The organism is Streptomyces sp. CA-106110, assembly GCF_050936285.1.
In the GTDB taxonomy this organism is placed as follows: Bacteria; Actinomycetota; Actinomycetes; order Streptomycetales; family Streptomycetaceae; genus Streptomyces.
Genome location: NZ_JBNJNB010000001.1, coordinates 11,378,140 through 11,403,222 on the forward strand (window position 1 = coordinate 11,378,140; position 25,083 = coordinate 11,403,222).

Annotated in this window: 26 protein-coding genes and 1 pseudogene; 11 read left to right on the top strand and 16 right to left on the bottom strand. The window is 69.6% G+C overall.

The window, feature by feature from the left end; all coding sequences use genetic code 11:
• Positions 1-8 precede the first annotated feature (8 nt).
• On the bottom strand, positions 9-1,070 hold the full coding sequence (locus ACQEXA_RS52495; protein WP_432922170.1) for a LacI family DNA-binding transcriptional regulator: 1,062 nt from the start codon (positions 1,068-1,070) through the stop codon (positions 9-11).
• 203 nt (positions 1,071-1,273) lie between these two features.
• On the opposite strand from ACQEXA_RS52495, the gene ACQEXA_RS52500 reads away from it, so the two are divergent.
• The 3 genes from ACQEXA_RS52500 (at position 1,274) to larB (ending at position 3,256) form a co-directional block, all read left to right on the top strand.
• Positions 1,274-1,459, top strand: a complete 186-nt coding sequence (locus tag ACQEXA_RS52500; RefSeq protein ID WP_432922167.1) for a hypothetical protein — start codon at positions 1,274-1,276, stop codon at positions 1,457-1,459.
• A 200-nt stretch (positions 1,460-1,659) separates the two neighbouring features.
• Complete coding sequence (locus tag ACQEXA_RS52505; protein WP_433133600.1) at positions 1,660-2,532, top strand: asparagine synthase-related protein; 873 nt, start codon at positions 1,660-1,662, stop codon at positions 2,530-2,532.
• Positions 2,525-3,256 (top strand): nickel pincer cofactor biosynthesis protein LarB, encoded by a 732-nt coding sequence (gene larB / locus ACQEXA_RS52510; protein WP_433133602.1) that lies wholly within the window; start codon positions 2,525-2,527, stop codon positions 3,254-3,256. The genes ACQEXA_RS52505 and larB overlap by 8 nt, the downstream gene beginning before the upstream one ends.
• Before the next feature lie 36 nt (positions 3,257-3,292).
• Here larB and larC read toward each other — a convergent pair whose 3' ends face one another.
• Positions 3,293-4,528: a nickel pincer cofactor biosynthesis protein LarC gene (gene larC, locus ACQEXA_RS52515; protein ID WP_433133604.1), complete on the bottom strand. Its 1,236-nt coding sequence runs from the start codon at positions 4,526-4,528 to the stop codon at positions 3,293-3,295.
• 611 nt (positions 4,529-5,139) lie between these two features.
• Here larC and ACQEXA_RS52520 point away from each other — a divergent pair.
• Entirely contained in the window at positions 5,140-6,360 is a 1,221-nt protein-coding gene (locus ACQEXA_RS52520) for an RNA-guided endonuclease InsQ/TnpB family protein (RefSeq protein ID WP_433133606.1), read from the top strand.
• A gap of 15 nt (positions 6,361-6,375) precedes the next feature.
• On the opposite strand, the gene ACQEXA_RS52525 is transcribed toward ACQEXA_RS52520, so the two are convergent.
• The 11 genes from ACQEXA_RS52525 to ACQEXA_RS52575 form a co-directional block, all read right to left on the bottom strand.
• A complete protein-coding gene (locus ACQEXA_RS52525) occupies positions 6,376-7,323 on the bottom strand; it encodes an integrase (RefSeq protein WP_433133608.1) in 948 nt (315 codons plus the stop codon).
• Positions 7,299-7,628, bottom strand: a complete 330-nt coding sequence (locus ACQEXA_RS52530) for an integrase (protein WP_433133610.1) — start codon at positions 7,626-7,628, stop codon at positions 7,299-7,301. Before ACQEXA_RS52530 ends, ACQEXA_RS52525 begins: the two co-directional genes overlap by 25 nt.
• A gap of 238 nt (positions 7,629-7,866) precedes the next feature.
• A complete protein-coding gene (locus ACQEXA_RS52535) occupies positions 7,867-8,811 on the bottom strand; it encodes a 3-carboxyethylcatechol 2,3-dioxygenase (RefSeq protein ID WP_433133612.1) in 945 nt (314 codons plus the stop codon).
• The gene (locus tag ACQEXA_RS52540) at positions 8,808-9,398 is read right to left on the bottom strand and encodes a hypothetical protein (protein WP_433133614.1); all 591 of its coding nucleotides are present in this window, start codon (positions 9,396-9,398) and stop codon (positions 8,808-8,810) included. The genes ACQEXA_RS52535 and ACQEXA_RS52540 overlap by 4 nt, the downstream gene beginning before the upstream one ends.
• An 85-nt stretch (positions 9,399-9,483) precedes the next feature.
• On the bottom strand, positions 9,484-10,704 hold the full coding sequence (locus ACQEXA_RS52545; protein ID WP_433133616.1) for an RNA-guided endonuclease InsQ/TnpB family protein: 1,221 nt from the start codon (positions 10,702-10,704) through the stop codon (positions 9,484-9,486).
• 10 nt (positions 10,705-10,714) lie between these two features.
• Positions 10,715-12,031: an FAD-dependent monooxygenase gene (locus ACQEXA_RS52550; protein WP_433133618.1), complete on the bottom strand. Its 1,317-nt coding sequence runs from the start codon at positions 12,029-12,031 to the stop codon at positions 10,715-10,717.
• A gap of 30 nt (positions 12,032-12,061) precedes the next feature.
• Complete coding sequence (locus ACQEXA_RS52555; protein ID WP_432922139.1) at positions 12,062-12,922, bottom strand: alpha/beta fold hydrolase; 861 nt, start codon at positions 12,920-12,922, stop codon at positions 12,062-12,064.
• 212 nt (positions 12,923-13,134) lie between these two features.
• Positions 13,135-14,148: a 4-hydroxy-2-oxovalerate aldolase gene (gene dmpG / locus ACQEXA_RS52560; RefSeq protein WP_432922136.1), complete on the bottom strand. Its 1,014-nt coding sequence runs from the start codon at positions 14,146-14,148 to the stop codon at positions 13,135-13,137.
• On the bottom strand, positions 14,145-15,092 hold the full coding sequence (locus ACQEXA_RS52565; protein ID WP_433133620.1) for an acetaldehyde dehydrogenase (acetylating): 948 nt from the start codon (positions 15,090-15,092) through the stop codon (positions 14,145-14,147). Before ACQEXA_RS52565 ends, dmpG begins: the two co-directional genes overlap by 4 nt.
• Positions 15,089-15,931: a 2-keto-4-pentenoate hydratase gene (locus tag ACQEXA_RS52570; protein ID WP_433133622.1), complete on the bottom strand. Its 843-nt coding sequence runs from the start codon at positions 15,929-15,931 to the stop codon at positions 15,089-15,091. The genes ACQEXA_RS52565 and ACQEXA_RS52570 overlap by 4 nt, the downstream gene beginning before the upstream one ends.
• A gap of 86 nt (positions 15,932-16,017) precedes the next feature.
• Positions 16,018-16,782, bottom strand: coding sequence for an IclR family transcriptional regulator (locus ACQEXA_RS52575; protein ID WP_432922127.1), 765 nt, complete (start codon positions 16,780-16,782; stop codon positions 16,018-16,020).
• A 164-nt stretch (positions 16,783-16,946) separates the two neighbouring features.
• On the opposite strand from ACQEXA_RS52575, the gene ACQEXA_RS52580 reads away from it, so the two are divergent.
• Both ACQEXA_RS52580 and ACQEXA_RS52585 read left to right on the top strand, forming a co-directional pair.
• Positions 16,947-17,702 carry an IclR family transcriptional regulator gene (locus ACQEXA_RS52580; protein ID WP_432922124.1) on the top strand — a complete coding sequence of 252 codons (756 nt, stop codon included), beginning with the start codon at positions 16,947-16,949 and terminating at the stop codon, positions 17,700-17,702.
• Between the two features lie 247 nt (positions 17,703-17,949).
• The gene (locus ACQEXA_RS52585; RefSeq protein ID WP_433133625.1) at positions 17,950-19,341 is read left to right on the top strand and encodes an MFS transporter; all 1,392 of its coding nucleotides are present in this window, start codon (positions 17,950-17,952) and stop codon (positions 19,339-19,341) included.
• Positions 19,342-19,515: 174 nt separating this feature from the next.
• Here ACQEXA_RS52585 and ACQEXA_RS52590 read toward each other — a convergent pair whose 3' ends face one another.
• Positions 19,516-19,668: a hypothetical protein gene (locus ACQEXA_RS52590; RefSeq protein ID WP_432922119.1), complete on the bottom strand. Its 153-nt coding sequence runs from the start codon at positions 19,666-19,668 to the stop codon at positions 19,516-19,518.
• A 15-nt stretch (positions 19,669-19,683) separates the two neighbouring features.
• Positions 19,684-19,860: a hypothetical protein gene (locus ACQEXA_RS52595; RefSeq protein WP_433133627.1), complete on the bottom strand. Its 177-nt coding sequence runs from the start codon at positions 19,858-19,860 to the stop codon at positions 19,684-19,686.
• Between the two features lie 103 nt (positions 19,861-19,963).
• On the opposite strand from ACQEXA_RS52595, the pseudogene ACQEXA_RS52600 reads away from it, so the two are divergent.
• From ACQEXA_RS52600 to ACQEXA_RS52610, 3 genes and pseudogenes are all read left to right on the top strand, one after another.
• Positions 19,964-20,257: pseudogene (locus ACQEXA_RS52600) on the top strand (DDE-type integrase/transposase/recombinase); the annotation flags it as partial.
• Positions 20,258-20,689: 432 nt separating this feature from the next.
• Positions 20,690-21,238: a TetR/AcrR family transcriptional regulator gene (locus ACQEXA_RS52605; protein ID WP_433133629.1), complete on the top strand. Its 549-nt coding sequence runs from the start codon at positions 20,690-20,692 to the stop codon at positions 21,236-21,238.
• A complete protein-coding gene (locus tag ACQEXA_RS52610; RefSeq protein ID WP_433133631.1) occupies positions 21,235-21,882 on the top strand; it encodes a hypothetical protein in 648 nt (215 codons plus the stop codon). The genes ACQEXA_RS52605 and ACQEXA_RS52610 overlap by 4 nt, the downstream gene beginning before the upstream one ends.
• Before the next feature lie 279 nt (positions 21,883-22,161).
• Here the strand turns inward: ACQEXA_RS52610 and ACQEXA_RS52615 are convergent, their stop codons facing one another.
• A complete protein-coding gene (locus ACQEXA_RS52615) occupies positions 22,162-22,545 on the bottom strand; it encodes a transposase family protein (RefSeq protein WP_433133633.1) in 384 nt (127 codons plus the stop codon).
• Between the two features lie 43 nt (positions 22,546-22,588).
• Between ACQEXA_RS52615 and ACQEXA_RS52620 the strand changes: the two genes are divergently transcribed.
• Entirely contained in the window at positions 22,589-22,951 is a 363-nt protein-coding gene (locus ACQEXA_RS52620) for a PIN domain-containing protein (RefSeq protein ID WP_433133635.1), read from the top strand.
• Positions 22,952-23,327: 376 nt separating this feature from the next.
• On the top strand, positions 23,328-25,031 hold the full coding sequence (locus ACQEXA_RS52625) for an IS1634 family transposase (protein WP_433129969.1): 1,704 nt from the start codon (positions 23,328-23,330) through the stop codon (positions 25,029-25,031).
• The last annotated feature ends 52 nt before the right edge of the window (positions 25,032-25,083 follow it).

Consider the following 25,083-nt stretch of genomic DNA (forward strand, 5'->3'; position numbering starts at 1 on the left):
CCCAATGATCAGCAGGCGGGGGATTGTCGGGAACCGTCGACCGACCGCTTCCGTACCCGCCGCGCTGTCGACTCCCTGACCACCAGCCGGGTGGGCAGCATCGCCGATTTACCGGAGTGAGTCTGCGAGGCACCCACCTCCGCCAGCAGTGTCCGGACAGCGGTGTGGCCTTGAGTACGGGCCGGCACGGCAACCGTGGTCAGCCCCGGCGTTACCAGCCCGGATCCGCTGATGTTGTCGAATCCGACCACGCTGAGGTCGTGCGGCACCCGAAGGCCAGCCGCGTGCAAGCCGCGCATCAGACCTATGGCGACCTGGTCGTTGTACGTGATCACAGCCGAGGACTTCGGCCGGCGCAACTCCTCCGCGGCCTGCTGTCCGCCTCTCACCGTCGGCGGGTACGGACCGGTGCGCCGCACCCTTACGCTCAGGTCCGAGGACGCCTCGCGTAGCGCCTGCCAGCGCACCCCGCCCGCCCAGGAGGCCTCGGGCCCGGACACGTAGGTGATCGTGCGGTGGCCCAGCCCGACCAAGTGCTCCATCGCCTGGCGCATCCCGTTGACATCGTCGTTGACCAGACTCGTCACATCGGTGACCACACGGTTCAGCACGATCAGCGGCCGCTGCTTGGCGATCATCCGGATCGCGGAGTCCGACATCCGGGAGCTGGCCAGGACGATCCCCTCCACCGCCGGCAGCATCCGCTCCAGCGACTCGCGCTCCAGCTGGTCTGACTCCTGCGCGTCTACCAGGAGGATCAGATAGCCGGCCTCGCGCGCCGCCGTCTGCGCACCGATGACGATCTGGGCGAAGACCGGATTGGCGATGTCGGCGATCACGAAGGCGATCAGTGTCGTGCGGCCGGTCGGCAGCGCACGGGCCAGCGGGTTCGCGTGGTAACCCAGCTCAGCGGCGACCTGCCGGATACGCTCCGCCGTCGCGGCGTTCACCCGGCCCGGCCGGGAGAACGCCCGGGAGACCGTGGACGGAGCCACACCAGCCGCCGCCGCGACGTCATATATGGTCGGCGAGCGCGACGCGCCGGCCTGCGCAGACGGTGTGTCCGCCACGATGCTCCTAGTGTTCGAGGGGTCTGGCACGAACGGTCGGCGGCGCGCGGGGCGTGCCGAACGTGCTGGTGCGGGGCTATTGCCCTGAGGCCAGGGCAATAGGTGGCAACCGCTTGCCAGTCTCCTGCCGCCGTCAATTAATTGAACGTTATACCCCGGCACACCGCGCCGCGAAGACGCCGTAGACGAGTCAGGAGAACGGGATGTTCAGGCCCCAGGACACCGCAACGCGAGAGTGCAAGAACCTGAACAGACTGTGGGCTTTCCGGCTGGACGCCGAGGGTACGGGCCGGTCGGCCGGATGGTGGCGGGACTCGCTCCCCGCGTCTCGCGAGATGCCGGTGCCGGCGAGCTGCAACGACATCGTTCCCGACATCGCGATCCGTTGACCGACAGCACCGTGCGCCGGCGCCGAAACCGCGCATGGCACGGTGCAGTGAAAGCCCGGTGGGGCCCGGCCTGATCACGGGCCCCACCGTCAGGACGGAGCGCCGCGAACCGCAGTGGCGCGGCCGCACCCACGCGGAGCGGCCCGACCCCGCACCGCCAACGGGCCAGGCCATCCACGCCGGACAGCAATGGAGGACAGATGACGACACAGGACACGCGACGACTCGACGGCGCCGACGCCGAAGCGGCTGAAGCGGTCGTCGCACTGCTGCGTGGCGCCGCGCCGCTGGGCGTCGCCTTCTCCGGTGGCGTGGACTCCTCGTTGCTGCTCGCCCTCGCCATCCGTGCTCTGGGCGCCGACCAGGTTGTCGCGGTCCTGGGCGTCTCGCCCAGCCTCGCCGCTGACGAGCGCTTCGCCGCACATGACGTGGCCGCCTACCTCGGGGCCCGCGTCGTGGAGGTCACCACGCACGAAGAGGAGTCGGCCGCCTATCGCGCCAATGGCCCGGACCGCTGCTTCCACTGCAAGGACGAGCTGTTCACCCGCATCTCCAACGAGGTAGCCGCCGCCCACGGCCTGGCCGCGATCGCATACGGCGAGAACGCCGACGACGCCCGCCGTCCCGACCGGCCCGGCAGCCGCGCCGCCACCGACCACCGGGTGCTGCGGCCGCTCGCTGACGCAGGCCTGGACAAGGCTGCCGTTCGCCGCCTCGCCCGGGCCCTGGGGTTGCCCAGTGCCGACAAGCCGGCCGCGCCCTGCCTGGCCTCCCGCATCCCACACTTCGAAGAGGTCACGCCCACCAAGCTCGGCCAGATCGAGAAGGCCGAGAAGGCCCTGCGTGAACTCGGCTTCAGCGACTCGCGGGTCCGCCATCACGGCGACATCGCCCGTCTCGAACTGCCCGCCGAGGAGATCGCCCGAGCTGCCTCGCCCGACCTCCGCGACGCGGTCCTGGCCGCGGTGAAGGCCGCGGGCTTCCGCATGGTGGCCGTCGACCTGGCGGGCATCCAGTCCGGCGCGTTCACGCTGCCGCTGGTGGGAGTTACGGGAGGTGCCGACCGTGCCTGAGACCCCCAACGCTCCGTCCGTACCGCAGGATCCCGCCGGAGACCGGGAGTCCTCGCTGGACTTGGCCGCCGTCGCTGACCTGGATCACGACCGGGCCGGCCGCCGCGGCTACCCGGAAGCGGTCTACTGTGAAGGCAAGAGCCCCGCCCAGGTCGCGGCCATCGCCGCCACCGTACGGGACAAGGGCGTCGGCCCCGTCACCCTGTTCACCCGGGCTGGCGAGGAGCACGCCAAGGCCGTCCTCGCCGAACTGCCCGACGCCTACTACGACACCGACGCCCACCTGCTCGCCTGGCCGCCCACGGCGCCGCCGCCCACCGGTGGCAAGGTGGCCGTCGTGTGCGCCGGCACCTCCGACGTCCCCGTTGCCCGCGAGGCGCTGCTGACCGCGCGCTACCTCGGCCGCCACACCGAACTCGTCGTGGATGTCGGCGTGGCGGGTCTGCACCGCGTTCTAGGCAAGCTCGACGTGCTGCGCGCAGCGCGGGCCGTGGTCGTCGTTGCAGGCATGGACGGGGCACTGCCCAGTGTGGTGGCCGGGCTGATCGCCGCCCCCGTTGTCGCGGTCCCGACGTCGGTCGGCTACGGCGCCGCGTTCGGAGGGCTGGCCCCACTGCTGTCCATGCTCAACGCCTGCTCCCCGGGCGTCGCGGTGATCAACATCGACAACGGCTACGGTGGAGGTCACCTGGCGGCCCAGATCGCCGCCCCGTTCGGGGACTGACGGGTGCCGGACGCGGGGCTCGCGGCCGACGCCGTGTCACACGGCGTCGCCCGACGGCAGCTCCGCACCCGCTACCAGCCCCCTCGCCACCGCCGCCGCGCTCGCGGCCTCCAGCACGGTGACGGCGGGCAACCCATGAGCTGCGGCCAGCGCGGCCACGTCCTCGAACTCCGGTGTCGCCCGGACGATCGTCCCCTTCCGGTGGGCGACCTTGACCGGCACGGACTGCCCGTCCAGCACCGTGACCCTCACCCAGGTACGCTCCAGAACCGTCTTGCGTACGACCGACTCACGCACCCCGATCGTGCTGGTCTCCTGGAACACCCGCTCGCGCAGCGCCGCGATCCGCACCTGCGGAGCCAGCACCCGCAAAGTATGCGCCGGCCGGCCCTTCTTCATCAGAATCGGCACTAGCCAGGCATCCGACGCTCCGTCCGCAAGCAGGGAAGCCAGCACACCAGGCCACAACCGCGGATCCAGGTCGTCGACATTGGCCTCCAGGACCACGTCCGTCGCCTCCCGCTCCTCGTCTTGGCCGGCCGGTACTGGCGTACCGAGCACGACCCGTACGACGTTGGGGCGGCCCGGAGTGTCCTTCGTGCCCGCGCCCATGCCGGTCCGCCGTACGAGCAGTGGGGGCAGAGCGCCGCAGCGCTCGGCCAGCGTGGTCACCAGGGCCATGCCGGTCGGCGTGGCGAGCTCGCCCTCACCGTTACTCATCACCTGCCAGCCCGCCGACAGTTCGAGGACCGCGGGCACCGGCACCGGGATGTCCCCGTGAGCGGCCCGCACCCGGCCGGACCCGAGGGCCACCGGACTCGCGGTGAGCCGCGAGACACCCAGGTCGTACAGTGCGGTACACACCCCCACGACATCGGCGATCGAGTCCCACGCACCAACCTCGTGGAAGTGCACTTCATCGACCGGCACGCCGTGCACCTGCGCCTCCGCCTCGGCCAGACGGCCGAACACGGCCAGCGACCGGTTCCGTACCGGAGTGGGCAGACCGGCCTGCGCGATCAAGTCCTTGACGGACCGCCAGGTGCGGTGGGGATAGTCCTTGGCCAGCGGCTCGACCTCGGCCTTCGTGGCGCGCAGCCCGGCACGGTGAACCCGCTTCCAGGACAGCCGTACAGTATCGGGGATCACCGCGTCGACCGCTGCCTGAACAGCTGGCAGCCCGGCGCCCGCGTCGAGCAGTGCACCGAGCAGCATGTCCCCCGCCACACCGGCCGTGGCGTCGATCCAGCCCTCCTGGTGGTCCGCGATCACTGGGCGGCCTCACGACGGCGGGACGATACAAGGTGCATGGGGAAAGTTTACGACTCTTGACCTCGTTGTTCCGCGACTCCCCGCGGCCGGTAGCGGATCCCGGCGCCGGTGGATGGCGCTGCCTCGGACGGAAGCAGGTGAGAGGCGGCCTCGCGTCGTGCCGTCCACGAATTCTCCACGGGGCTTGATCAAGGCGGCGCCGAGGCCTTTCAACAGGGCGCGGGGATGCGGCCGTCCCCGTGGGGAGTGGTAGAGGAGACCCAAGCTCCCTGCGAACCACGGTCTGCAACCGGATTCGGTGCTGTGAGCTGCGGCGGTGTCCTTCCGGCCAGGCAGCGTGGCGGTACTCGTTGATCAGGTCACCGAGGACGGACCGTCGTTGGATTCGGTGGGCCCGGAGGTCGGTGACGTTGGCCAGGGCGGGCGGTTCACCGGCTTTCTCCGAGGATGCCCCGGCCTTCAGGCCGGGGAGGAACCGGACTCCTGCGGAGCAGGGCAGGGACAGCCGGATCGCCGTCAGGGCGATCCGGCGTCCACTCCGCACGGCCGTGATGCCGCCCACAATGGTCAAGAACTCTCAACTGTCAGTCCTCCCAGGTAGGTTCGGATGCATGACGACAGAAGCGACCACGAAGGACACCGGGCATGCCCGGTACACCTTCCGTGTACGCCTGTCGAAGACAGCCCGGCGCGCACTCGAAGCCGAGTGGGATCGCTGCCGGTGGCTCTGGAATGAATGCGTGGCCAAGTCCCGGCAGGCCCACGCGCAGAGCAGAGCGGGCGGCGAGAAGTTGACGTGTGGTCCGGCGCAGTTGGACAGGATGCTGACCGACGCCCGCGGGGTGATGCCGTGGCTGGCTGAGGGCGCGAGCGTGCCGCAGCAGCAGGTGATCCGGGAGTTCGCCAGGTCGCGGGCGAAGGCGCTGAAGGACATCAAGGACGGGCTTGCGCAGCACCGCCGGGCGGGGATGCCCCGCTTCAAGCGCAAGCGTGACAGCCGACCGTCGCTGAACTACACCCGGCGCGGTTTCCGCCTCAAGGAGGGCCGTCTGCACCTTGCGGGCCAGATCGTGCTGAGCGTGGTGTGGTCGCGGGCTCTTCCGGCCGACCCGTCGAGTGTGCGCGTGTACCAGGACACGCTCGGACATTGGTACGCCTCCTTCGTCGCCCCGGCCCAGGTCGAGCCGCTTGTGGAGACCGGCCACGTCCTGGGCGTGGACTGGGGTGTGAAGGAGACCGCGACCACCACGGATGACGCCTACGACCTTCCGCATGCCGAACTCGGCAAGCGGTCCGCTCAGCGGCTCGCGAAGTACCAGCGGATGATGGCCCGGCGCCGGCGACCGAAAGGACAGCGTGCATCCACCGGCTACCGGAAGGCGCAGGCACAGGCCGCGAAGCTGCACAGGAAGATCGCGCGGCAGCGTGAGGACACCGGCCGCAAGTGGGCCAAGGCCGTCATGCGCGATCATGACGGAGTGGCGGTGGAGGACTTCCGCCCGAAGTTCCTCGCGAAGACCACCATGGCCCGCAAGGCGGCCGACGCGGCCATCGCGGCGACGAAGCGTGCCCTGATCGAGATGGGCCGCAAGCACGCACGGGACGTCCGTCTGGTGCACCCGGCGCACACCACGATGGACTGCGCAACGTGCGGGGCGAGAACCAAGCACGCACTCCCTCTCTCGATGAGAACGTATGCCTGCACCGTGTGCGCAGCCGTGTCCCCCAGGGACAAGAACTCCGCCCGCGTGATGCTGGTCCGGGCAGGTTGGAACCCGGACGGTGCCGAGGGCGTAAGACCACCTGAGCCGCTGGCTCCGGTGGCAGCCTGAGCCGTACATCCCCGCTCAACCCTGGAGGGTGGAGAATCCCCTCCCTTCAGGGAGGGGAGCCTTCAATACTGCTGTCCGGGATAGTTGCTGCCGGGATTGGTGGGGGCGGTGCCGGTCGTAGTGCTGGACGTACTCGGTCAGCACGCCGCGGCGTAGCCGCCCACCGGCGCCGCTTCCGCTCCAGCTCGGGGGAGCCCGACGCACCGGCTCGCGCCGACGCCTTCGAGGTCGAACCGGCCACCGGCGGGCTGACCGTAGCGCCCGGCACGGCGTTCCTTCCGGTGGTCGGGGAGGCCGGCGTCGCGGTCCGCCAGGCGTGCCAGGAGGCGACCTGCGGCACCCGCGAGACCGAGGTCGTCGACGGATCTTCTCGGCGTGGCCGCGGTCGAAGAGTAGGACCCGGTCGGTGCACTCCTCCCGTACGGAGCGTATGAACCGTTCCGCGTGCGGATTGCAGTTGGGGCTGCGCGGGGGGACCTTGGCCACGGTGATGCCCTGGCTGGCGAAGACGGTGTCGAACGCGGCGGTGACCTTCGCGTCCCGGTCCCGGATGAGATGAGTGAACTGAGTGCCGCGGTCGTCGAGTTGCCAGAGCAGTTGGCGGGCCTGCTGGGTAGCCCACGCGGCGGTGGGGTGCTCGGTGACGCCGAAGATGTGCACGGTGCGCGTGCGTACCTCTATGACGAACAGGGCGTACAGCCGCTGCAGTCCGATGATGTCGATGTGGAACAGGTCGGTAGCGACCGGGCCGTGGGCCTGGGCTTTGAGGAATGAGGCCCACTCGCCGCGCGCCGCATGGCGTCGTGGGGCGGGACCCGGGCCGGCGGCGCGCAGGACCCGGCGCACGGTGGCCGCGCTGACCTTGTGCCCGAGGCGTCGGAGTTCGCCGTGCACGCGTATGAAGCCCCATCGCGGGTTTTCGGCGCCGAGCCGAGTGATCATCTCGCGCAGTTCCTCGGACACCGGGGGCGTCCCGCGGACGGGGGCCGGGTCCACTTCTGCTTGATCAGCCGCTGGCCCCAGGCGAGCAGGGTGCGTGGGGAGACGATCCGGTGGCTGCGCAGCGCTCGGGGGAGTAGCCGGGCGAGGGCCGCGAGCAGTGAACGGTCCGACCAGGTGGGCCTCGGAGCGGCAACCTGGCGGCGCGGCACCGCCACCTCGTGCCCCAAGATCAGTATTTCGGCCTCCTTGGCTGCAGGGGATCGGGACAGCAGGGCAAGCCACGCGAAGATCCGCGTAGTGATCAGGTAGAGCATCCGCACGAGCACAAGAACCGATGGTGCCGTACCGGCCTAGGGGGACGTCATCCCAGGTCACGAGCAGTGCAGCCAATCTGGAGCGGTGCGGGTGCCGTAGTGGATGCGGCGCAGTAGATCGGAGCCGTCATATTGGCTGGCGGATCGAGCATCCTGATTCTCTACAAGGTCCTCAACCTCCTCCAGGACCTGCTGCGGCGCTGGACCGGGCACCTGCACCGCTAGAAGCCGACGAAGTACTACTGGGCACTTACGCGGTGGTGCACGCTGCCATCACACCGAAGCCGGCGATGTACTCCTTGATCGGTCGGTAGAAGGAGTACGTCACGTCGTACGGGGCCGCCGCGCCGAGTGCCGCGAAGGCGGCGACCCAAGTGCGCACCTCGTGGGCGGAGTTGCCGGCGTCCTTGGCCATCTGCGCGGGTGTCATCTCGTCGATGGGGGAGAGGTCGCCCGAGGCGAGTGTCGTCATCAGGGCCCGGTCCCATTCAGGGTTGAGGTCCTGGATCGTGGCCGTGCCCGCGGCGAACGCATTCGCCGCGTCGATGACCCTTTGCTGGCGGGCGTCGCGGGCCGCGGCCGTGGGATGCCTGCCGTTGAGCAGCATAGCGCGGGTGGTGTCGTTGGCGGTGGCCCACTGGGGGACCGGCGGGTCGTGGGAGAGGCCGCCGGAGCCGATGACGAGGACGCGCTCGTCCTTGAGGGTGGCGAGGAAGCTACCGATGGCCTCGCCGAGCCGTCGTACGCGACGCATTGTGACGAAGGGCTTCGCCACGCCGTTGACGAAGACCGGGATGGTCGGCACCGTGTCGATGCCGCCGAAGAGGATCTCCAGCGGCTGGATAGCGCCGTGGTCGATCTCCATCCGGCGGGAGATGGCCACGTCGATGTCGCGTTCCGCCACCCATTGGGCGAGTTCCTCGGCGCGCTCGGTCGGCACGCTGAGCGGGCCGTCGGCGGTGCCGTAGTCGCCGACGCCCAGGGCCTCGTAGCCGATGCAGAACGGCGGCATCAGGTCGTAGAAGAAGCCGTTGTAGTGGTCGGGTGCGAAGGAGACGATCAGTGTGGGGTCGTACTTCCTGACGAAGGTCCGCGCCGCGGAGAAGGCGCCCTGGACAGCGTCGACCACCTCGGCGGGCGGGTCGGCGAATTCCAACAGCGGGCTGTGCGACATGGTGACCAGGGCGACGGTCATGACGGGGCTCCTTCCGTGGCGAGTTCCTCTACAGGCGCGTTGACGGACTCCTCGGCGGGTTGCTCGGTGAGCGAGGCCGCCTTGCGTAGCGCGGCGAGGGCCTGGGGTGCCTGCCGGGCGAGGGCGGCGGTGGCCACGAAGTGGTCGGGGCGCAGGACGACGAGGCCGCAGGCGCGGACGTCGAACCAGTCCTTGAGGGCGCCGGTGGTGTCGCCGACCACGGTGACGGGTGCCGGGGAGCTCGCGTACTGCTGCTCGGCCCAGGTGCGCTGGGTCTCGGGCATGAAGGAGACCAGCCTGATCCGGTGGCGGCGGACGAGCGCGAGGTCGGCGTCGGTGAGGTACGCCGTCGGGTCGGTGCCCCAGGTGGCCAGCGTCCACCAGTCGCCGGTGACGTCGTCAAGGAGGACGTTCGTGGCGTCCGCGGTGTTGACCCGGGGCTGGATGAACTGCAGGCCGACCGGCGACAGGTCGCCGGCGGAGTCGATGAGCGGGGCCAGTCGGCCGCGGCGCTTGAAGCCGGCCCGCGCCGTGCCCGGGGTGAGTGTGGCCTGGTCGACCACGACACCGGCGGCGTAGCGCGGCATGGGCTTGAACCGCAGTTCATTGAAGGCTCCCCTCCCTGAAGGGAGGGGATTCTCCACCCTCCAGGGTTGAGCGGGGATGTACGGCTCAGGCTGCCACCGGAGCCAGCGGCTCAGGTGGTCTTACGCCCTCGACACCGTCCGGGTTCCAACCTGCCCGGACCAGCATCACGCGGGCGGAGTTCTTGTCCCTGGGGGACACGGCTGCGCACACGGTGCAGGTATACGTTCTCATCGAGAGAGGGAGTGCGTGCTTGGTTCTCGCCCCGCACGTTGCGCAGTCCATCGTGGTGTGCGCCGGGTGCACCAGACGGACGTCCCGTGCGTGCTTGCGCCCCATCTCGATCAGGGCGCGCTTCGTCGCCGCGATGGCCGCGTCGGCCGCCTTGCGGGCCATGGTGGTCTTCGCGAGGAACTTCGGGCGGAAGTCCTCCACCGCCACTCCGTCATGATCGCGCATGACGGCCTTGGCCCACTTGCGGCCGGTGTCCTCTCGCTGCCGCGCGATCTTCCTGTGCAGCTTCGCTGCCTGTGCCTGCGCCTTCCGGTAGCCGGTGGATGCACGCTGTCCTTTCGGTCGCCGGCGCCGGGCCATCATCCGCTGGTACTTCGTGAGCCGCTGAGCGGACCGCTTGCCGTGTTCGGCATGCGGAAGGTCGTAGGCGTCATCCGTGGTGGTCGCGGTCTCCTTTACACCCCAGTCCACGCCCAGGACGTGGCCGGTCTCCACAAGCGGCTCGACCTGGGCCGGGGCGACGAAGGAGGCGTACCAATGCCCGAGCGTGTCCTGGTACACGCGCACGCTCGACGGGTCGGCCGGAAGAGCCCGCGACCACACCACGCTCAGCACGATCTGGCCCGCAAGGTGCAGACGGCCCTCCTTGAGGCGGAAACCGCGCCGGGTGTAGTTCAGCGACGGTCGGCTGTCACGCTTGCGCTTGAAGCGGGGCATCCCCGCCCGGCGGTGCTGCGCAAGCCCGTCCTTGATGTCCTTCAGCGCCTTCGCCCTCGACCTGGCGAACTCCCGGATCACCTGCTGCTGCGGCACGCTCGCGCCCTCAGCCAGCCACGGCATCACCCCGCGGGCGTCGGTCAGCATCCTGTCCAACTGCGCCGGACCACACGTCAACTTCTCGCCGCCCGCTCTGCTCTGCGCGTGGGCCTGCCGGGACTTGGCCACGCATTCATTCCAGAGCCACCGGCAGCGATCCCACTCGGCTTCGAGTGCGCGCCGGGCTGTCTTCGACAGGCGTACACGGAAGGTGTACCGGGCATGCCCGGTGTCCTTCGTGGTCGCTTCTGTCGTCATGCATCCGAACCTACCTGGGAGGACTGACAGTTGAGAGTTCTTGACCGTTGTGGGCGGCATCACGACCGTGCGGAGTGGACGCCGGATCGCCCTGACGGCGATCCGGCTGTCCCTGCCCTGCTCCGCAGGAGTCCGATTCCTCCCCGGCCTGAAGGCCGGGGCATCCTCGGAGAAAGCCGGTGAAGTAGGACTTCCACTTCGGCACGAGGTTGAGCGCGGACGCGGCGGCGTCGCGCACCGTGCTGCCGAAACGGCCCATTTTCATGACCGTGCCCGCCGCCATGTTCACATCGATCATGTCGGAGGTGTGCTTGCGGCGTTCCTCGGTGTATGTGTCCAGGAGAGCGTCGGTCGCGTCGCCGGCGAGGACGGCGCTGAGCTTCCACGCCAGGTTCGTTGCGTCGCGTATGCCGGAGTTCCAGCCCTGGCCGAGCCAGACCGGCATCAGGTGCGCGGCGTCGCCGGCGAGGAAGACCCGGCCCTTGCGGAAGTCGGAGGCCACGCGGCCGTGGTGGGTGAAGGTGCGCTGGTTGATGACCTTCAGCGCCGACGGGTCGGGGACGTGGCGCTTGAGCAGGGAGTGCATGAACGCGGGGTCGTCGCACAGCTCGGTCGGCTCGTCGTTGTGGAGCATGAACTCCCAGCGGCGGATGCCCTGGGGCAGACCGATGGACACGTACGGGCGGCGCGGGTCGGCGCCGAGGTAGACCGACGGGGTGCCGATCGGGTCGTTCGCCACGTCGACGACCACCCAGCGGGTCGAGGGCGACTTCCCCTCGAACTGCGCGCCCATCCACTTGCGGGTGAAGGAGCTGCCGCCCTCGCAACCGACGGCGTACCTGGCGGTGACGGTGACCGTGCCGGTGACCTCGCCCTTGGCGTCGAGTCGCTGGGCGGTGACCACGACGTGGTCACGGCGATCCTCCAGGCCGACGACCTTGTGGCTGAAGCGCAGTTCGGTGTCCGGGAACCGGTCGAGGCCGGCGGCGAGCTCTTTGTCGACCAGCGGCTGGACGAAGCCGTGCTTGCGCGGGTAGCCGAACTCTTGCGTCTTCGGGTTGTTGGTGGCGAGGACCTGGCCGGTGCCGTTGACCAGCCGTACCACGTGGTGCGGGACCGTGAACGGCTGGATCCGATCCCACAGGCCCGCCGTGTGCAGGGTGCGGATCGACTCGTCGTCGAGGCCGACGCCGCGGGGGTAGTCGATCAGTTCGTGGCGGGCTTCCAGGACAGTGGCCCGGTGACCGCGTACGCCGATCAGATTGGCGAGGGTGAGGCCGACGGGCCCTGCTCCGATGACAACGACGTCGGTGTCGAAGGTGGTCATGGGGGTGTTCCGATCGATTCGGTTGCCGGTTCAGTTGTGCGACAGGAAGTCGATGACGAGGCGGTTGAACTCGGCGGCGTGCTCGATCATCGCCCAGTGGCCGCACCGATTGAGCAGCACGAGACGCGAGTTGGGGATGTTGGCCAGAAGCCACAGGCTGGTCTCGTAGTGCAGCACGCGGTCGTCCTTGCCGTGGATCAGCAGGGTCGGCGTCTGGATGCCGGGGATCTGGTCGCGGTCGACCTTGATCGGAATGGGGGCGCCGTGCGCGAGGCCCTCGACGTAGTTCTTCAGGTGGTCAGGGCGGGCGAGGGCCGCCTCCGAGCGGGCCCGGGTGAGTTCCGGCGTCGCGAAGCGCGCCTTGTCGTACGTCATGATCTCGACGAGCGCCTTCATGTTCTCTGGGCTCGCGTCCTTGTACGCCTTGACCAGGACCGTCAGGCCCTCGCTCGGGCCGTCGCCCGCGCCGAACAGAGAGGCCGGGCCGCGGCCGAGTGAGGCGCCCATCGTCACCAGGTGTGTGATGCGCTCCGGGTGCAGCGTGGCGAAGCGGACCGCGGTGTGGGCGCCCATCGAGTTGCCGACAAGGGCGGCCTTCGCGAGGCCCAGCGCGTCGAGGAACTCCACGAGCGTCGCGTCGTGGTCCATGTCCTTGGTCACCTGGGCGTCGGAGTCGCCCCAGCCAGGCATGTCGGGGGCGATGACGTGGAATCCGGCGTTGGCGATCTCACCGATGTTGCCCGAGAAGTTCGACCACCCCGTCGCGCCGGGGCCGGAACCGTGCAGCAGCACGACCGGTGCGGCCTCGGCCTTCCCAGCCTCGTAATAGCGCATGCGCAGGCCCGACGGAAGGGCGATGTCGTGCGACGCGGCTTCCTTGGTAAGGGACACGATCCGGCTCCTCGTTCTTTATGTGCACGCTAACGAGCGTTATTTACACCGTCGTCATATCGATGGAACGCTTGCTCGGCTGGAATGTCAAGGGGGCTTCATCACGTCGCCCGGGGTCGGCCGGTGTCACGCGGCCGCCGTGGAGCGGCCACGACGGCACGCCGAGCAGGGCCGGGAGATCCTGCCCTCCCGGCCCTGTGTCGTACGTGGCGTCAGCTTGCCTGCGCGAGTCCCAGTGCCACGTCCACGATCATGTCCTCCTGGCCGCCGACGAGGCCGCGCTTGCCGACCTCCACCAGGATCGTGCGGACGTCGACGCCGTAGCGTTCGGCCGCGGTTTCCGCGTGGCGCAGGAACGAGCCGTACACGCCGGCGTAGCCGAGCGTGAGGGTTTCGCGGTCCACGCGGACGGGACGGTCCTGCAGGGGGCGCACCAGGTCCTCGGCCGCGTCCTGCAGGGCAAAGAGGTCGCAGCCGTGGTTCCAGCCGTTGAGGTCGGCGACCGCGATGAACGCTTCGATGGGGCAGTTGCCGGCGCCCGCGCCCTGGCCGGCCAGGGACGCGTCCACGCGGGTCACGCCCTCCTCCACCGCGACCATGGAGTTGGCGACGGCGAGGGAGAGGTTCTCGTGGGCGTGGATGCCGATCTCGGTGGCGGGGTCGAGCACGTCGCGGTAGGCGCGCATCCGTTCGCGGACGCCGTCCATCATGAGGCGGCCGCCGGAGTCCGTGACGTAGACGCAGTGGGCGCCGTAGGACTCCATCAGCTTGGCCTGCTGGGCCAGCGTCCTGGCGTCGGCCATATGGCTCATCATCAGGAAGCCGGAGACGTCCATCCCCAACTCGCAGGCTGTGGCGATGTGTTGGGCCGACACATCGGCCTCGGTGCAGTGCGTGGCCACCCGCACTGAACGCACGCCGAGCGCGTACGCCTGCTTGAGCTCCTCGATGGTGCCGATGCCGGGCAGGAGGAGGGTGGTGAGGCGGGCGTTCTTGATGTGGGCCGCCGCTGCCTCGATCCACTCCCAGTCGGTGTGGCTGCCGGGGCCGTAGTTGAGGGACCCGCCGGCGAGTCCGTCGCCGTGGGACACCTCGATCCCGTCGACGCCTGCCGCGTCGAGGGCGGCCACGATCCGGCCGACCTGCTCGGGCTCGATACGGTGCCGGATGGCGTGCATGCCGTCGCGCAGGGTGACGTCCTGGGTGAACAGCTTGGCGACGGTCATGCGTCGGCTCCCTGGAGTTCGTTGGCGCGGGCGGCCATGGCCTCGGCCATCCGCAGGGCCGCGCTGGTCATGATGTCGAGGTTTCCGGCGTACGTCGGCAGGTAGTGGGCGGCTCCCTCGACCTCCAGGAAGACGGAGACCTGATGGGTGACCGGCGCCGTGGTGAGGGTGTGGATGGGCTGGTCGGCGGGGACCGGCGTGATCTGCACCTGCTGCTTGAGGCGGTAGTCCGGTACATACGCCGACACTTCGTCGACCCGCTTCGCGATGGCCGCACGGATCGCGTCGTGCGTGGCCTCGTCGGGCGCGTTCACCAGCGCGAGCACGGTGTCACGCATGATCAGCGGCGGCTCCGCCGGGTTCAGGATGATGACGGCCTTGCCGCAGTCTGCACCGCCGACCGTCTCGATGGCATGGCTGGTCGTCTCGGTGAACTCGTCGATGTTCGCGCGGGTGCCGGGACCGGCGCTCTTCGACGCGATCGAGGCGACGATCTCCGCGTACGGGACGGGCGCCACCGAGGAGATCGCCGCAACGATCGGGATGGTGGCCTGGCCGCCGCACGTCACCATGTTGACGTTGTCCGCTGCGACGTGGTCGGTCAGATTGACCGCCGGGATCACCATCGGGCCGATGGCGGCGGGGGTCAGGTCGATGAGCTGCTTGCCGTACGGCGCGAGCGCCGCGGCGTTGGTGACGTGAGCCTTCGCGGACGTCGCGTCGAAGACGATCTTGATGTCCTCGAAGCCCTCCATCGCGATCAGCCCCTGGACGCCTTCGGCGGTCACCGGAACGCCGAGCCGCCCGGCTCGGGCGAGTCCGTCGGACGTGGGGTCGATGCCGACCATCGCCCCCATCTCGAGGGTGTCCGACAGTCGGAGAATCTTGATCATCAGATCGGTGCCGATGTTGCCCGATCCGATGACGGCCACCTTGGTCTTCATGCGGAGGTTCCTTCGCCGGAGGAGTCGGAGACGCCGGACGCGTCGTGGAAGCGGACGGAGACGGACCCGAGACTGGTGATGTCGGCGGTGAATGCGTCGCCGGCCACTGCGGGCACCATCGGGCCGAGGGCGCCGGACAGCACTACCTGGCCCGCGCGTAGTGGGTCGCCGACGTCGAGCGCGGTCTGGGCGAGCCAGGCGAGCGCGGTGAGCGGGTCGCCCAGGCAGGCGGCGCCGTCACCGCTGGAGACGGTCTCGCCGTGCCGCTTCAAGGTCATGACGGCCTCGACCGGCTCGAACTCGGCGAGCGGTTTGGCCCGGGTCCCTAGGACGTAGAGCGCGGAGGAGCCGTTGTCGGCGACGGTGTCACCGAAGGTGATGTCCCAGTCGGCGATCCGGCTGTCCACGATCTCCAGCGCGGGGACCGCGTGCGCCACGGCGGCCCGGATCTGGGCGTCGTCAAGCGGCCCGGACGCGAGGTCCGTGCCCAGGACGAACGCGATCTCCGCTTCGACCTTGGGCTGGAGCAGCTCCCCGACCGGCACGGACGCTCCGTCCTTGACGCTCATGTCGGCGAACAGCACGCCGAAGTCCGGCTGGTCCACCCCCAGTTGCCGCTGCACCGCGGGCGAGGTGAGGCCGATCTTGCGGCCGACGATGCGGGCGCCCGCAGTGAGACGGTGTGTGGTGAGCAGTTCCTGGACGGCGTAGGCAGCCTTCACGTCGTCGCTGCCGATCAGGTCGCGCACCGGGGGACAGGGCACGCGGTCGGCGGCGGCGCGCAGCAGCCGCTGCCCCGCCTGCACCACGGCGTCGTTGCCGGGGGAAATCTCGTTCATGCCCTCAGCTTGGACAAAGGGGTCGCCCCACGCCCAGCATTGAGTTCCGCCTGGCGGAACTCACCCGACTTCGGGCCGTTCAAGGGTCAGTGGTTGCGCAGCTCCGCGCGGCGACCGAGCGTTGCGGAGATCCCTGCCGCGGCCGCGCGCACGCTGGTGGCGTGCCGGGCGGGCTGGAACCGGTGCACCGGGCCCGTCACGCTGACTGCCGCCACGATCTCGTCCGACGGTCCGAAGACCCCGGCCGCGACGCACACGATGCCGACCGCCGACTCCTCGTACTCGAAGGCGACGCCTTTCGTGACGACGTCGGACAGCTGCCGCGTCAGGACGTCGACGTTGGTGATGGTCCGGGGTGCCTTGCGCTCCAAGGGGCCGCGCAGCGTGGCCTCGCGCACCTCGGCCGGGGCGTGGGCCAGCAGCACCTTCCCGAGCGCCGTCGCATGCAGCGGCATCCGTCCGCCGAGTCTCGACGGCGAATCCGCCTGTTGGTGGCCGCCCATCTTGGCGACGTAGACGACCTCCGAGCCCTCGCGCGTGCCCAGATGGACGAGCTCGTGAGTGCGCACATAGAGGTCCTCGAGGAAGGGCGTGGCCACTTCGAGCAGTCCGCGCTCGACCGATGCGCGCATCCCCAGCTCGAAGACGAGGCCGGACAGGCGGTAGCGCCCCTCGACGCGGTCAAGGAGCCGGGTAGCCACCAGATCGCCGAGGACCCGGTGCAGTGTGCTCTTCGCGAAGCCCGTACGCCGCTGCAGCTCGGCGAACCCCAGGGTGGTGTCCTCGACGGTGAAGGTCTGCAGCACGGTGAGGGCCTTGACCAGCACGCCGCTCGGCGCGTCGTCGCTCAAGGGTTCTTCCTTCCGGGGACGTCCGGTGTGCTGCGGCACACGACGCCAAGGTCGTCTCGTCAGGGAGGCAGGTGTGACGTCCTGCGCGGTGTTCCGACTGTACGGGACGGTGCCGGCGCCCCGGGGGTGACGGTGTGTCACTGCTGTGCACGTAGACTGAGCGGATGAGCGACAACCAGACGGTGGCGGACACGCAAGGTGCGCCGAGCGGCGGATCCGGGCCCACCGCGGGACGGGGGAGCGGGACGGCGGGCAAGGCCGTCGGGTCCCAGACGCTCGCGCGTGGGCTGCTCGCCCTCGAACTTGTCGCCGCGCAGCCGCAGGGGCTCGCCGTGCAGGACGTGGCGCAGCGGCTGGGCGTCCACCGCACCATCGCGTACCGGATCCTGGTCACGCTCACCGAGCACCATCTGGTCGTACGGGCGTCCGACGGCCGCTACCGGGCCGGGTCCGGCACGGTGACGCTGGCGCGCGGATACGCGGCGGGTGTCCGCGAGGCCGCTCTGCCCGTGCTGCGCCGTACGGCCGACAAGCTCGGCGCCACGGTGGCGCTGATCGCGGCGGAGGGTGACGAGGCCGTCGCCGTCGCCGTGGTCGAACCGTGGTCCGTGGACTACCACCTCAGCTACCGGGTCGGCAGTCGCCACCCCGTCGGCGTCGGCGCCGCCGGCCTGGCTCTGGCGGCGCTGCGCCCGCCCGTGCCGGGGGAGTCGCCCGACGTCACGCAGGCCCGTGACCAGGGGTACGCCCGGACCTTCGGGCAGATCGAGCCCGGCGCGTACGGCGTCGCCGTGCCGTTGGGCATGGCCGATCCGGCGCTGCACATGTGCGTCAACCTCATCACGTCGCGCGAGGACGTGGCCGACGCATCCGTGCCCGCGATGCGGGCGGTCGCCAAGGAGATCACGGCCCTGGGCTGAGCCGCGCCGTCGCACCTCCCCGCGCTGCCTACAGGGCCCCCACGTTGTCGTGGGGGCCTGCTTCGTATGCGCCGCGGCCGGTTTGATCGATCATTCGGACGACTCTTGACACCCTCCCGGGCCGCCCGCATGGTGTTCGCTATCTACATACGCCTGTGCGGAAAATGCACACACGCGTGGTGGCCGTGGACGACCCGGCTGCCGCCCCGGGTGCCCTCCGCAGCGCACCGAACCCACGGAGCCGCAGATGCCCCTCAACGACGCTGCGCGTCGCGCCGAGTCACGACGAATCGCCCTGTCCAGCTTTGTCGGCAGCGCCATCGAGTTCTACGACTTCCTGCTGTACGGCGCCGCCGCCTCACTTGTCTTCAATGAGCTGTTCTTCACCGACCTGAACGCGCTCGCCGGCACGATCGCCGCATTCGGCACCCTCGCCGTCGGCTACGTCGCACGTCCTCTGGGCGGCATCGTCTTCGGCCACTTCGGCGACCGAGTCGGCCGTAAGTCGATGCTGGTGCTGACCATGACCCTGATGGCGCTCGCCAGCTTCGCCATCGGCCTGCTGCCCACCTACGGCACCATCGGCATCTGGGCGCCGATGCTGCTCGTCGTCTGCCGACTGGTCCAGGGCATCGCGGTCGGCGGCGAATGGGGCGGCGCCGCCCTCATGGCCATGGAACACGCGAGCACCGGGCGTCGCGGTCTGATGGCGTCATTCGCGAACATGGGCGGACCCGCGGGGGCCGTGCTCGCCACCGTGGTCTTCGCCGCCTTCTCCGCGCTGCCCGAGGACGACTTCCTGGCCTGGGGCTGGCGGGTGCCGTTCCTGCTCAGCCTGCTGCTCATGGTGATCGGCCTGTTCATCCGGCTCAAGGCCAGCGAGAGCCCGGTCTTCGCCGAGGCGCAGCGTCGGGCCGCGCAGGAGGCGGCCAAGCAGGAAGCGCCCCTTCTCACCGTCCTGCGCCGCTACCGCAAGAACATCGTTCTGTCCTGCCTAGGCGGCTGCGCGGCCCTCGTCCTCCAGTCGCTCCTCGCCACCTTCATGCTCACGTACGCCACCGGTGTCGGCTTTGAGCGCTCGACCGTGCTGCTCGCGCAGACGGTCTCCTCGGCGCTGCACATCTTCACGATCCCCGCGTTCGCGATGCTCTCGGACCGGGTGGGTCGCCGCCCCGTCATGATCACCGGCGCGCTGGTCACCGCCGCTGCCGCGTTCCCGCTGTTCGCACTGGTCAACAGTGGTTCTGCAGTGCTCCTCTTCGCGGCGTACATCATCGGCAACCCGATCCTGCAGGCCTCCATGTACGGGCCGATGGCGGCATTCGTCAGCGAGATGTTCGGCACGCGTGCCCGGTACACCGGCGCCTCGCTCGGCTACCAGCTCTCCTCCACGCTGGGCGCGGGCACTGCGCCGCTGATCGCCAGCAGCCTGCTCGCCGGGGCCGGCGGGGGCACCCACTCCGCAACGGTCAGCGTTTACCTGATCGGCGTGTGCCTCCTCAGCGCGGCGGCGATCGCACTGACGCGGGAGTCGCACCGCGCCGACATCACCGACGCAGCCGCGACCGCCTCGGCAGCGGGTGAAGCGCCGGGGCGGCAGGACTCGGACGCGGTGGTGCAGGGCTCTTCGATGAGGTGAGGCGAGGGACGGGCGCGGCGATCGGCGGTTCCATGGCAGCGGACGGGGCGCCCGCACACCCGGCAGAGGCGCACGCGCAAGCGTTGCGCTTGCCGAATACCTCATCCGTGCTGGTCAGGCCGCATGTTGGTACTCGTGGAGGGTGCCGCCAAGCCGCGATCGTCCGTCGTATGTTCAGACGGGCGATCCGGTCTGGTCCTCGATCAGAGCGGGCAGTAGGTGGAGGGGGCGGGCGTTCGCAAGGCCCTGGTGCGGTCTGTGCTCGTTGTAGAAGGTCTCGAACTCGCGCAGTGCGTGCAGGAGATGACGCTGATCCCAGGTCAACATGCGGTCCAGCAGTTCTCACCGGCAGGTCTGCACCCACCGCTTCGTGATCGAGTTCATTCTCGGCATCCGGACGCCACTGAGCACGACCTCGATACCCTCGTCCTGGAGCACCTCGTCGAACAACCGCGGGAACTTCCCATCCCGGTCCCTGATCAGATAGCGCGCCCGGCAGCCGGCGCCCTCGAGGTCCATGACAAGATTCCTCGCCGCCTGGACCACCCAGGACGCGGTCGGATGCGCGGTCGCGCCCAGGACCCGGATCCGCCGATTAACGTGCTCGATCGCGGCGAACACGTACCGCTCCTACGGCGCCGCCCACCGCGAGGTCATGCCCTCGGTCGAGCACCGCTCGCACAAGGGGCTGAACAACCGGGCCGAGAACTCCCACCAGCCAACGAAGCAGCGCGAGCGCGCCATGAACGGCTTCCGCAGCGTCGGCGCAGGGCAGCGGTTCCCGGCCGCGTTCAGCAGCATCTCACCCCACTTCCGCCCCCGACACAACCTGCTCACCGCCACCGAACACCGCCTCGAGATGACCACCCGCTTCGCGATCTGGGACCAGATCACCGGCAGCACCGGCCTGCCCGCGGGGGGGCCTGAGCCCAGCCCCCCGGTGGATCCCCACGACACCCTGACATGCCGTCAAGCAATGACATCCTCGCCAACGTGACAACGCCGCCCCGCCGGGAACCGGAACCCCTTGTACGACGGCCCCGCAGCCTCCACGCCGCCCCTCCCCGAACCGGTGAACCAACCCGAAGATCACCCTACCGGCACGCCATCAACCAACCTGACAACGCCCCCAGCTCAGCGGCCTGATCGGAGTTTTGACACGCTCCAGACTTGATGACTAACGACGTTAGCCATATGGTGACGACCACACGGCTAACGACGTTAGCTCAATCGGATCAGTCTCGACGCGGAAGGGCCACCGTGACCACTACCACGACCACCGGCAGCACCCTGCCCGCCGCCGGGCCCGGCCGGCCCACCAGCATCGCAATCGCGCGGACGGCGCGCCGTGGCTGAGCGCGCGCAGCAGATCACGGCCGCCGCCCGGGAACTGCTCGAGACCGAAGGGCCGGACGCGTTGTCGATGCGGCGCATCGCCGAGCGCGTCGGCATCCGGGCACCGTCCCTGTACAAGCACTTCCCCGACAAGGCCGCCGTCGAGGCCGCCCTCCAGGCGCAGGGCATGGCCCAGTTGGCGCAGGAACTGGAGGCCGCCGAAGCCGAGATCGGCGTCGAACCGCCCATGTCTGCGCTCGCCCGCGCCTACCGGCGGCACGCCCTCGCCAACCCGCACCTCTACCGCATCACCCACACCCGGCCGCTCGTCCGCACCGCACTGCCCGAAGGGCTCGAGGACCGCGCGGCGATGCCGCTGGTCCGCGTGGCGCACGGTGACATCGACATCGCGCGCTCGCTCTGGGCATTCGCGCACGGCATGGTCGTGCTCGAACTCGACGGCCGCTTCCCGCCCGGCGCAGACCTGGACGCCGCATGGCGAATCGCCTGCGAGGCGTTCGCCCATGCCATCCACGACAAAAGCCAGGGAGACACCGCATGACCGTGATCGCTACGGGGCCGGCCACCGCCTCCCGCGCCGCCGGATACACACACGCCGCGGCATGGATCGTCGGGCTCGCCGTCGCATGGGGCGCCACACCCGAAGTCGGTGACACATACGCCCGGATCGCGACCGCGTACGCCGACCGGACGGTCCAGGCGATCGCCCAGGCGCTGCTTGTGCACGGTGTGGCGGCCGCCAGCCTTGTGGTCGTCGGAGCCGGACTGCTCGGCTGGGCCCGCCGGACCGGCAACGCTACGGCTCGCTTCGCCGGATGGGCCGGAACGGTCGCGGCCGCACTCGCGTCCGTGCAACTCGTCATGGAGCTGATCGCCGTGTCCGGAGCCGATCCGGCGTCACCGGGCAGGAGCGGCGCACTGTTCGAGGTGGTCCAGCGCCTGGACGGCGTCAAGATGTTCGCGCTCGCCGCGCTCGCCACTGCAGCCTGCGCGGCCTCGCGGCACGGCTCACTGCTGCGGCGTTGGGAGGCCGTCACCGGCTGGGTCCTCGCCGCCACGATTACCGCGTCCGGCATCGGCTATCTGCTGCTGTCCACCGCCCTGACCCCGATGGCGTTCCTATCACTGCCCCTGCTGCTGATCTGGATCGCCGCGCTCGGCGCAGCTCTCGGCCGTCGGTCCTGAGCCCGGAGCTCCGGCACCGGACCGCTGGGCATTGACACCTCATCGACAACCCGCGGCCCGGTCCCGCCAGGCCCTCCGCCCGCAAGGAGACGCTCATCTCCCGGCAGACGCCTCCGCAGGCACCATCGGCCTCCACCGGGCACCGACTGCCACGCACCCCCTGAACACTCGCTCTCTCACCAGGCGGGCCGCTTCACCGGCATCCCCCACCCCGCGAGGTGGGGAGCAAGAGCAGGTCTGGTGAACGGTCTGAGCATGGATGGGGAATTTCAAGAATCCTCATCCACGAAGGCTACCCAGACTGGCGGCGGAGCACAGACGACTTCGCGGCCGCAGTCCTTGGTGGTCCCGCACCGTGACCGCGTGCAGCTGCTCCAGAGCCGTTCCAAACGCCCGCGGCGGCGCGAAGTCGTGCTCCTCGGTCCGGGTCCCTCGACGACACGAGGGTTCGGGGCAGCGCCAGATCCGCTTGCGCCACGGCACCCGCACCGGTGTGCCGAAGTACGGGGCATCGTGCAGGACCTGGACGTGCCGGCCGCGGCCGACCGCGACCGCCCCGCAGTACGGACAGCCGGTCAGATCGGCGTCGGACTCGACGTCCAGCACCACCAGACCCTGTCCACGGCCAACGTTGGGATCGCGGGTCACGTCGAGCACGTGCATGGCCTCCACGGCTGTACACCGAGGCGCCCCCAAAGGCATCGAGATGATGCACAGTGCCCGCGACAAGGCGGAAGCTGCACGCCTGGCCGGTTTCCTGGGCGCCTTCGACTACCTGCACTGCGTCGACGAGGTATGGGATCGGGCCCTCGAGGTCCAGCAACTCGCCTTGCAAGCAGGGTTCCACCGCGCAACGTCTATGGCCGACCTGCTGATCTCGGCAACCGCGGAGCGTCACGGTGCTGTGGTACTCCACTACGACGGGGACTTCGAGATGATCGCCTCTCTCACCCGGCAGTCGCACCGCTGGGTGGTCACCCGGGCAGTGTCGACTGACAGGCGCATGTACAGGGGGCTGCCTCCCGGCTCAGGCAAGGGGTGCAGCGGCCGGGCGTTCGCGATGCCCTGATGAGGCCGATGGGAGTTGTAGAAGTCTTCGAACTCGCGCAGGACGTGACAGCGACCCAGACCGACCTCCTGGCCAAGCTCGGCATCCCCCACCGAAGCAGATCATCGCCCTCGAACCCGCACTCCGCTGACCAGCACGAACACCAGCGCCTAGAGAAACGCCTCTCAGACGCCCTCACCCATGTCCGCGTAGGGCACACCCCAGATCTATGACTCCAGCCCGGGTTCGACAGTTGTGGGCCGGTTTTGGGCACGGGATCGAATGAAGGTGCAGGTCAGGACGGTCTCCGGGTCGCGAGACCCGTGAAAGCCCTAGTGACACGATTCGCGTGATCACACTGCGTTGACCTGCGAACAAGTGTGTATCGTCTAGCCACGTGTATGTGCGTACGTCCTCGCGGAGGAACAAGTCCGGGCAAGTGGTGCGGTACCTCCAGCTCGCCCACAACGAGTGGGACCCGGCCGCGGGGGTGTCGCGTACCAAGGTGCTGCACTCCTTCGGCCGCGAGGACGAGATCGACCGCGACGCCATCGAGCGTCTGGTCACCGCGCTGACCCGGCTGCTGGACCCGGCCCGCGCCGCCGCGCTGACCGGCCCGGCCGAACTCGCCTTCACCGAGGCCCGCCCGCTCGGCGGCACCCACGTCCTGGACGGACTGTGGCACCGGCTCGGCCTGGACCAGGTGATGCGCCGCCAGCTAACCGGCCGCCGCCTGGACCCACGCGTGGAGCGGGTGCTGTTCGCACTGGTCGCCAACCGGGCCCTGGACGCCTCCAGCAAGCTCGCCGCCACCGACTGGATCAGCCACGATGTCCACATCGAGGGCCTGCCCGCCATCGACGAACAGTCCTGCTACCGGGCCATGGACTGGCTGCTCCAGATAGAACCGGCCTTGGCCAAGGAGGCGTACTTCCAGGTCACCGACCTGCTCAACCTGGAAGTGGACCTGCTGTTCTTCGACACCACCAGCACCTACTTCGAGACCGAGGACGCCGACGAACCCGTCCCCCGCGACGCCGACGGCCGCCGCCTGCCCGAGGACGCGGACCCCGAACTCATCGACAAGGAACGGGGGTTCCGCGCCTTCGGGAAGTCCAAGGACTCCCGCGACGACCTGCCCCAGGTCGTCGTCGGCATGGCCGTCACCCGCGACGGCATCCCGGTGCGCGTGTGGTCATGGCCCGGTTCGACCGCGGACAGCGACCTGATCCGCCAGGTCAAACGCGACCTGCGCGAGTGGTCCCTCTCCCGCGTCGTGTGGGTCGCCGACCGCGGCTTCACCTCCGCCGCCAACCGCCGCGCGCTCATGCAAGGAGGCGGCGGCTACATCATCGGCGAGAAGCTCCGCTCCGGCTCCGCCGAGGTCAAGGCCGCCCTCGCCCGCCCCGGCCGCTACGCGACCGTCCGCGACAACATGCAGGTCAAGGAAGTCAACATCGGCTCCGACGACCGGTACATCATCTGCTTCAACCCCGATCAGGCCACCCGCGACGCCGCCATCCGCGCCCGCCTGGTCACCCAACTCGAAGAGGCCATCACCGGCACCGACAAGCTGAACGCGGCCGAACGCGCCCACCTGGCCGGGCAGTTGTCCACCAAACCAGGGATGAAGCGGTACCTGCGGACCACCCCCGGCGGCCTCCTGCGCATCGACAAGAAGAAGATCGCCGCAGAGGAGAAGCTCGACGGCAAGTACCTGCTGCGGTCCTCCGACCCAGAACTGTCCACCGAGGACATCGCCCTGGGATACAAGCAGCTTCTTGAGGTGGAACGAGGCTGGAGGGACATGAAGCAACTCCTGGACCTGCGCCCGGTCTACCATCGCCGCGAGGACCGCATCCGCGCCCACGTCCTGCTGTGCTGGCTCGCCCTGTTGCTGATCCGCGTCGCCGAGAACGCCACCGGCCAGACCTGGAACCGTCTGCGCGCCGAACTCCAGCGCCTGCAGGCCGCCACCTTCACCGGACCCGCCGGCACCTACCGCCAGACCTCCGAGCCCACCAAGCCCCAGCGCGACATCCTCACCGCCCTCAACCTCCCCGTGCCCAAGAAGGTCATCGAACTCACCGCAACGCGCTGACCAGCACGAACACCCGCGCCTAGTGACACGCGCCTTCAGCGCGCCCCCACGC